This is a genomic window from uncultured Butyricimonas sp. (assembly GCF_959596855.1).
Taxonomy (GTDB): Bacteria; Bacteroidota; Bacteroidia; order Bacteroidales; family Marinifilaceae; genus Butyricimonas; species Butyricimonas muris.
The window spans coordinates 1-7,262 of record NZ_CAUFYA010000086.1; the positions used below are offsets into that span (position 1 = coordinate 1).

A 7,262-nucleotide genomic window follows, 5' to 3' on the forward strand; every position below is an offset into this window, starting at 1 on the left:
TGCCCGGTGGCTATACGCGTGTCGATAGTGCCTGTTGCGTTGTGTGGGGCGAGGATCACGTTATCCAGTCCGTAGAGCATTTCCGTCACGTGTGGTTCGTCTTCGAAAACGTCGAGGGCTGCCCCGGCTATCGTTTTGTTTTGTAAGCAGGTTGCCAGTTCTTTTTCGTTAATGACGGCTCCGCGGGCGGTGTTCACGAGGATAGCGGTCGGCTTCATCAGTTCTATTTCCCGCTTGCCGATCATGTGGCGGGTTTCGTCCGTCAACGGGGTATGGATAGAAACGAAATCCGATCTTTTCAGCAGGGTGTCGAGATTGACTCTCTCGTATCCTTCTACCGTGCTTCGGCGGTTGTAATAAATCACGTTCATGTGGAACGCTTCTGCCAGTCGTGCCACGGTCTTGCCGATATTTCCCATGCCGATGATCCCGAGGGTGCGTCCTTCCAACGTGAAGCCTAGGTTTTTCATCACGCCCCACATGCTCTCTTTCTCTACCCGTATGCGGCGGTCACATTCCGTGATACGGCGGGCGGCGCTCAGCATGAGCCCCATTGCCATTTCCGCGGTCGGGAAACAAACGGCTTTCGGGGTATTGCATACCGCTATTCCTTTCGAGCGGGCAAATTTAATGTCGATGTTGTTGTAGCCCACGCCGAAATTACTGATCAGTTTCAGTTTTTTGCCCGCCTCGATAACGCTGTTGTCAATAGGGCGGGTGAATATCCCGAGAATGACATCGTGATCGGGTACCAGTTTGATTAATTCTTCGGTGGTGAAATACTCGCCGTCGGGCATAGTTACGGTATGCTCTTTTCCAAGTTTCGCGAATGACTCGCGGGGAATGTTGTAAGTAACAAGAACTTTCATATTTTTGATTTTAAATTTTAGATTTTAAATTGAAGGATTTATAATTTTAGATTTTAGATTAAACTCCTCCGTCCGCTTCGCGTCCAAGTGAGCCCGGAAGCCGGTCTCGAACCAGCTCACGCTCGGCAATCAGGAAGCAAGCTTCCCTATTGCCCTCGCTTACTCGCCGGTTTCCTCTATAAACAGAGGAGGAGCTGGAATATTCTTCGGGAATCTTTTCATTTTCAACTTTCAATTTTCCATTGTTCAAGCTCATCCTTGCGTCAGCAGGTGCGTCCAATCCGATGAATTGCGAAGCGAGGTATTTGTAGTACCCGGTGACGGCGACCATGCCGGCGTTGTCGAGCGAGAAGCCGAGGCGGGGGATAAATACGTCCCAGCCCGCGCGGGTTCCCTCGTCGTACACGGCTTTTTGCAACCCGGAGTTTGCCGACACACCGCCACCGATGGCGATTTGTTTTATTCCGGTTTGTTTGGCGGCCTTTTTAAGTTTGGCCATGAGTATATCGACGATCGTTTTCTGTAAAGAGGCACAAAGGTCGTTCAGGTTATGTTGGATGAAGTCCGGATCGTTTTTGAGTTCGTCTCGGATGAAGTACAGGAACGAGGTTTTCAACCCGCTGAAGCTGTAATCCAGTCCCGGGATATTGGGTTTGTTGAACGTGAAACGGTCTGGGTTCCCTTCTTTCGCCAGACGGTCGATCACGGGTCCCCCGGGATAGGACAATCCCATGACTTTGGCGCATTTGTCGTAGGCTTCGCCGGCGGCGTCGTCGATTGTTTGCCCGATGACTTCCATGTCCAGATAGTCGCGAACCACGATGATCTGGGAATTACCGCCCGACACGAGTAGCGTCAGGAACGGGAATTTCGGGTGGCGAGCTTCCACTCCCGGTTCTTTGATGAAATTGGCGAGGATGTGTGCCTGCAAGTGGTTGACCTCGATCATGGGAATTTGTTTCGCGATAGCGAATCCCTTGGCGAAGGAAGTTCCCACAAGGAGAGAGCCCAGCAGTCCCGGTCCGCGGGTGAAAGCGACGGCATTGATTTCGTCTGCATTGACGCCTGCGACTTTCAAGGCCTGCGCCACGACCGGGATAATATTTTGTTGATGCGCTCTCGATGCCAGTTCGGGAACGACTCCCCCGTAAGCCTCGTGTACTTTTTGACTGGCAATGACATTAGAGAGTACCACCCCGTCTTTTAGTATTGCGGCCGAGGTATCGTCGCAAGATGATTCAATTCCTAGAATAACAACGCCCATGGTATATTTTAGATTTAATGATTTTAGATTTTAGATTGTCAGCTGTGCGGGCTGGCGATTTGAGTCTATAAGGTCCGTAAAGTCCATAAGGTCTATAAAGTCCATGGACCCCTGCGGGGCGCTTTGTCCACGGCAGCTTATGCTGCCGTTAAATACTGTCCGAAGGACTCTATGGACTTTATGGACCTTATGGACTTTATAGACTTTACAAACTCTATTCATTTTCAATTCTCAATTTTCAATTTTCAATTAGAAATATTCCTGCAATATTACTAAATTTGCAAGCAAACTAAATGGTGAAAGTATAAAAAAAATAATCTCCATATTGTCCCGGTGTGTAATGGTGCTTGTGCTTTTGGCATTCGCGGCCTATTTTGCCTTGATGACTCCGTACGTTCAGACGAAGTTGGTGGATTATTTTACCCGTATTTTGGAGGATCGGACGGGAACGACGATCACGATTGGGAGGGTGGAATTTCGCCCGATAGAATCATTGATACTGAGTGACGTGTTCGTGAAAGACTGCCGTCAGGATACGCTGATGTTTTGCGAGCGGCTCGTGATGCGGGTGGATTCGGTGAGTTTCGTGAAACGGAAATTCACGATCACGGAGGCGACTTTCGACAATGCCGTGTTTAACTTGTGGATCGAACGCAAGAAAGACGGGGGGGAGAGCGTCACGAACGTGGAGGAGTTGATCAATTCCCTTTCCGCCTCGATGACGGACACGGTGCCCGCCTCTCCCTTGGGGTGGAAAGTGAACCTGACCCGGATATCGTTGTTCAACAGTCGTTTCCGGTATATAGAGAACGATTATGAACCCGTGGACTACGGGATTAACTGGACGGATGTCGATTGTCGGGATTTAAACGTGATGATTTCCGGAATCAGGTTCTCGAAGGAGGGACGTTACGAGGCCATAGTTGCCGGTTTGAGTTTCAGGGAGAAATCCGGGTTCGAGGTGATTAATATGGGGGGAAGGGTTGTCGCGACGAATAATAACCTATTGGTCACGAATACCTTGATTCAGACCGAACGGAGCGAGGCTCATCTGGATACGTTGGAGTATAATTGGGTTCCGGATCAGGAGTACTGGCGTAATTTTACCACGAAGATGCAACAACGATACGTGTTCACCTCTTCAAGGGTACATTTCGATGATATAGCTTATTTTAACGGCAAGTTGCTGGGAATGAACAATGTGTTGTACGGGAGCGGCGTGGTTTTCAACACGATAAGTAATTTGCAGGGCGAGAATCTGGAAGTGTACCTGGGAGAGAAAAGTGTGTTCCACGGTTCATTTGTTTCCAAGGGGTTGCCCCGTTTTTTCGATACGGACTTCACTATCGAATTTACCGATATGCGGATTTCGCCGCCCGAACTGGAAGCTATTTATATGCCGTGGCTGGAAAGCCGTTACGTGAAGATACCGGAAATGCTGCATAAATATGATTATTTCACTTTTGACGGTACTTTCAAGGGGAAGATCGAGGATTTTGTCGTGGACGCGAAAAGCGTTACCCCGGGAATGGAAGGTTCTCTCGTGTTCAACTATGTTTTGGATAGCGCGGGGGATTATCGTTACGGGGGACGGGCTAACCTGTTCCGGGTGAATTTCGGTTTTCTGACGGGGCAGTCTTTCTTGAAGAACGGTTCGCTGTTCGCGAACTTTAACGGGGTACTGGGTGACTCCACCTCTCGTTTCGGGATGTCGAGTGCGTTAGGATACCTCGACGTGTACGACGGTCGGCTACGGGGGGTACGCCTCTCGGTGGGGACGGAAAACGATCGCCTGTATTTGCTGTCGTCCGTGAAGAACGATAGTTTGCAAGCTGATTTCGAATTGAATTATGTCATGGGGGATTCTCTTCAAATCGCGGACGCGCGGGGGTACGTGAATGTCCGGCAATGGGATTCATGGGGACCGTCCGTTTGCGGGGAAAAGGAATCGTTTGAATTTGATTTCTCGGGGAACCTGAAGATGCAAGAGGACAACAATTGGTTCGAGGCAATCATACCCCGTTTGAAATACGAGAACACGAGGGGGGTGTTCACGACGGATTCGGTGAGATTGACGAATACCGTGCTGGGAGAATACAGTTACTCGAACCTGCAATCGGAAGTGGGGGATGTCACCATGGAGGGATTTTTCCATTCGCTGGAATTGTCGGATTTGTGGAATAGTTTTGTCATGACCTATTTGCCCGCTTACCGCTACGCGGTGGATAAACCATTGCCGGAAGGAACCAATCTGATTGCCGAAGTGCGGTTGAAGAATGTCAATCCTTTGCTGCGGGTCGCTTACCCGCGATTGAAACTTTCGAGCGGTGTCAATTTATCATGTGAATACAGTTATGCCGACCGGCGGACGAACTTGTTACTGGAAGCGGATACAATCTCTTTCGGGGATTTGAAGACGCGGGATGCGAGAGTGAAAGTAACGGGTAACGGTACCAACTTGATCTGTACCTGTGCTGCCGACGAGTTGAAATACTTGAATTTCGGGAAACTGTATAACGTGCGCAACACGATGAACGTGTACACGAACAATGTCACGAACCGTCTGACGTGGAGTAACTGGGAGAAAGAGACGTATTGCGGCTCGCTGGTCGCCAATCTCCGGTTGTTGAATTACAGGGGCAGGCACATGACACAGGTGCTTATCCAGCCCAGCACGATCGTGATGGCGGATAGCGTGTGGCAGGTGGGACGTTCCATGATATTGAAGGAGGGAGATGATATTTTCGTGAATAATTTCAAGATCAGCCGGGGAGAGCAAAGTTTTTCCCTGCGGGGACGGGTGAGCGGGAACAAGCGGGATACCCTCTCCATGGCGTTCCATAATTTCAATCTGGCGGAGTTCAATAATATTCTTTTTGATAATAAAGTGAAGCTTTTCGGGTTGGTAAACGGGAAAGCCACGATACAGGACGCGTACAACGACCGTCTTATTTACGCGAATATGGAGATCGACCGCTGGGGGCTTAACCGGGATACTTTGGGGACGTTGAACCTGATGTCCCAGTGGGATGCGGCGAACAGTGCCTTGCAGGTCAGCGTGATCAACCAGATGAAGAACGATGAGGCGCCGTTCAGCGTGTTCGGTTATTATAAACCGTCCACGGACAGCCTGAACCTGAATCTCGTGCTTTCGGGAATAGACGTGAATTACCTGACCCGTTATTTCCCGGATATGTTGAAAAGCGGGGAGGGTACATTGTCCGGCGAGTTGGAAATGAAAGGGACGAGCCGGACGGCGGCGATCAACGGTTTTCTGGCCATGGACTCGGTGGCTTTGACCTTGAGTATGCTGAACACGCCGTTTATGATTCATGACCGTATCCCGGTGAAGGATAATCGGATCGTGCTTGATGATTTCAAAATATACGATGCCAAGGGGCGGGCGTCCGTCTGTTCCGGGTTCTACGATTTGCAACAGAACAAGTATGATGTAAACTTGAAGTTTAATAATTTCCGCGTGTTGAACACGAAGCAATCCCAAGGCGAGACGTTTTACGGGCAGTTGTATATCACGGGACAAACCCGGATGAATAATCTGTCGGGTAATTCCGCGTTGTCTGTCAATTTGAAGCCGGAACCCCATTCCGTGCTGTATATACCCTTGACTTCCGCCTTGACGGAGGAGGACGGCAGTATCCTGCGGTTTATAAATAACCGTCAACCCGGCGAACAGTCCGCGATGCTCGAGGAACGGTCTTCCCTGATATCCGATTTCGACTTGAACGCGAATATCGAGGTGAACGACAATCTGGAGGTGCAGATTATATTCGACCCCACGATCGGGGATATACTGAAAACCGTGGGAAGCGGTAATCTGCGCTTTACCTTGGGTAAGGACAACGAGTTGGATTTGTTCGGGGAGTACAAGATCGCGAAAGGAGATTATCTTTTCACGTTGAGTAACTTGATAAACAAGAAGTTCGTGTTGACTCCCGGCGGAAGTATCAAATGGAACGGTTCGCCTTACGACGCCACGATTGACGTGAACGCGATTTATAACCTGCGTACTTCTCTGAGTGATTTGTTGGCGGGGACGAACACGACAATGGACAAGAACACGAAAGTTCCCGTGGAATGCGTGTTGAAGCTGGGGGACAATCTGATGAACCCGAACGTGCAATTCGGGATTAATTTCCCCTCCCTCGACGTGCAGATGCGGAGTTTGATGCAGAGTCTTTTCTCCAGTCAGGACGAGGTAAACAAACAAATGTTCTCGCTTTTGTTGTTGAACAAGTTCTACACGCCCGATTATTTGGATAAGGATGCGGAGCAGGAGGAGCGCAACACGGGCTACCAGATGGGGGTAACGACGGCGAGCGAGTTGCTGTCGAATCAAGTGTCCCGTTGGTTGTCGCAGATCAGCAATAATCTGGATATCGGTTTCTCGTACCGCCCGGGTGACCAAGTAACGACGAACGAGTTCGAGTTGGCATTGTCTACCCAGATATGGAACAACCGCGTGACCATTTCCGCCAACGGCAATATGGTGGAAGGGTCGAAAACGAACTCGAATACCTCTATCACGGGTGACTTTGACGTGGACGTGAAGCTGAACCAGCAGGGAACGTTGAAGCTGAAGGCTTATTCCCACACGAACGAAAAGATCACGTATAACGCCACGGAGACCGTGCAGGGTGTCGGTGTTTCCTATCAGGAAGCCTTTGATACCTTCCGGGAACTCTTCCGCAAGTACACGGCTATTTTTAAACGGAAAAAGAAGTCTTCGCAATCATCTGATAATAAGCAGTAATTGTAATTTTCAACTTTCAATTTTCAATTTTCAATTGTTTGTCATTGTTTTTTTGGTTTTTTTTCGTGAAATTGGGCTCGTTACGTGAAAACGTCGAACCTAACTAAAATGATATTATGAAAAAAATGACCGAACAAGAGTACATGGATCGTGAGGCGAAATATGGCGCCCACAATTATCACCCGCTACCCGTGGTGTTGGAAAAAGGAGAAGGAATCTACGTGTGGGATGTCAACGGGAAACGTTATTTTGATTTCCTTTCGGCTTATTCTGCCGTGAATCAAGGACATAGCCACCCGAAGATTGTTGAGGCTATGACCGAGCAGGCGAAAACGCTGGCGCTGACTTCCCGTGCCTT

3 protein-coding genes and 1 pseudogene are annotated in these 7,262 nt (G+C 49.3%); 2 read left to right on the forward strand and 2 right to left on the reverse strand.

The window, feature by feature from the left end:
• Window positions 1–869: NAD(P)-dependent oxidoreductase (locus tag Q5866_RS20605; RefSeq protein WP_303182239.1), on the reverse strand; the 869-nt coding region annotated here is incomplete at its 3' end.
• 247 nt (window positions 870–1,116) lie between these two features.
• Window positions 1,117–2,133, reverse strand: a pseudogene (gene tsaD / locus Q5866_RS20610) (tRNA (adenosine(37)-N6)-threonylcarbamoyltransferase complex transferase subunit TsaD); the annotation flags it as partial.
• 325 nt (window positions 2,134–2,458) lie between these two features.
• Between tsaD and Q5866_RS20615 the strand changes: the two are divergent.
• Both Q5866_RS20615 and Q5866_RS20620 read left to right on the forward strand, forming a co-directional pair.
• The gene (locus tag Q5866_RS20615; protein ID WP_303182241.1) at window positions 2,459–6,904 is read left to right on the forward strand and encodes a translocation/assembly module TamB domain-containing protein; all 4,446 of its coding nucleotides are present in this window, start codon (window positions 2,459–2,461) and stop codon (window positions 6,902–6,904) included.
• Between the two features lie 125 nt (window positions 6,905–7,029).
• Window positions 7,030–7,262: aminotransferase class III-fold pyridoxal phosphate-dependent enzyme (locus Q5866_RS20620; protein WP_303182243.1), on the forward strand; the 233-nt coding region annotated here is incomplete at its 3' end.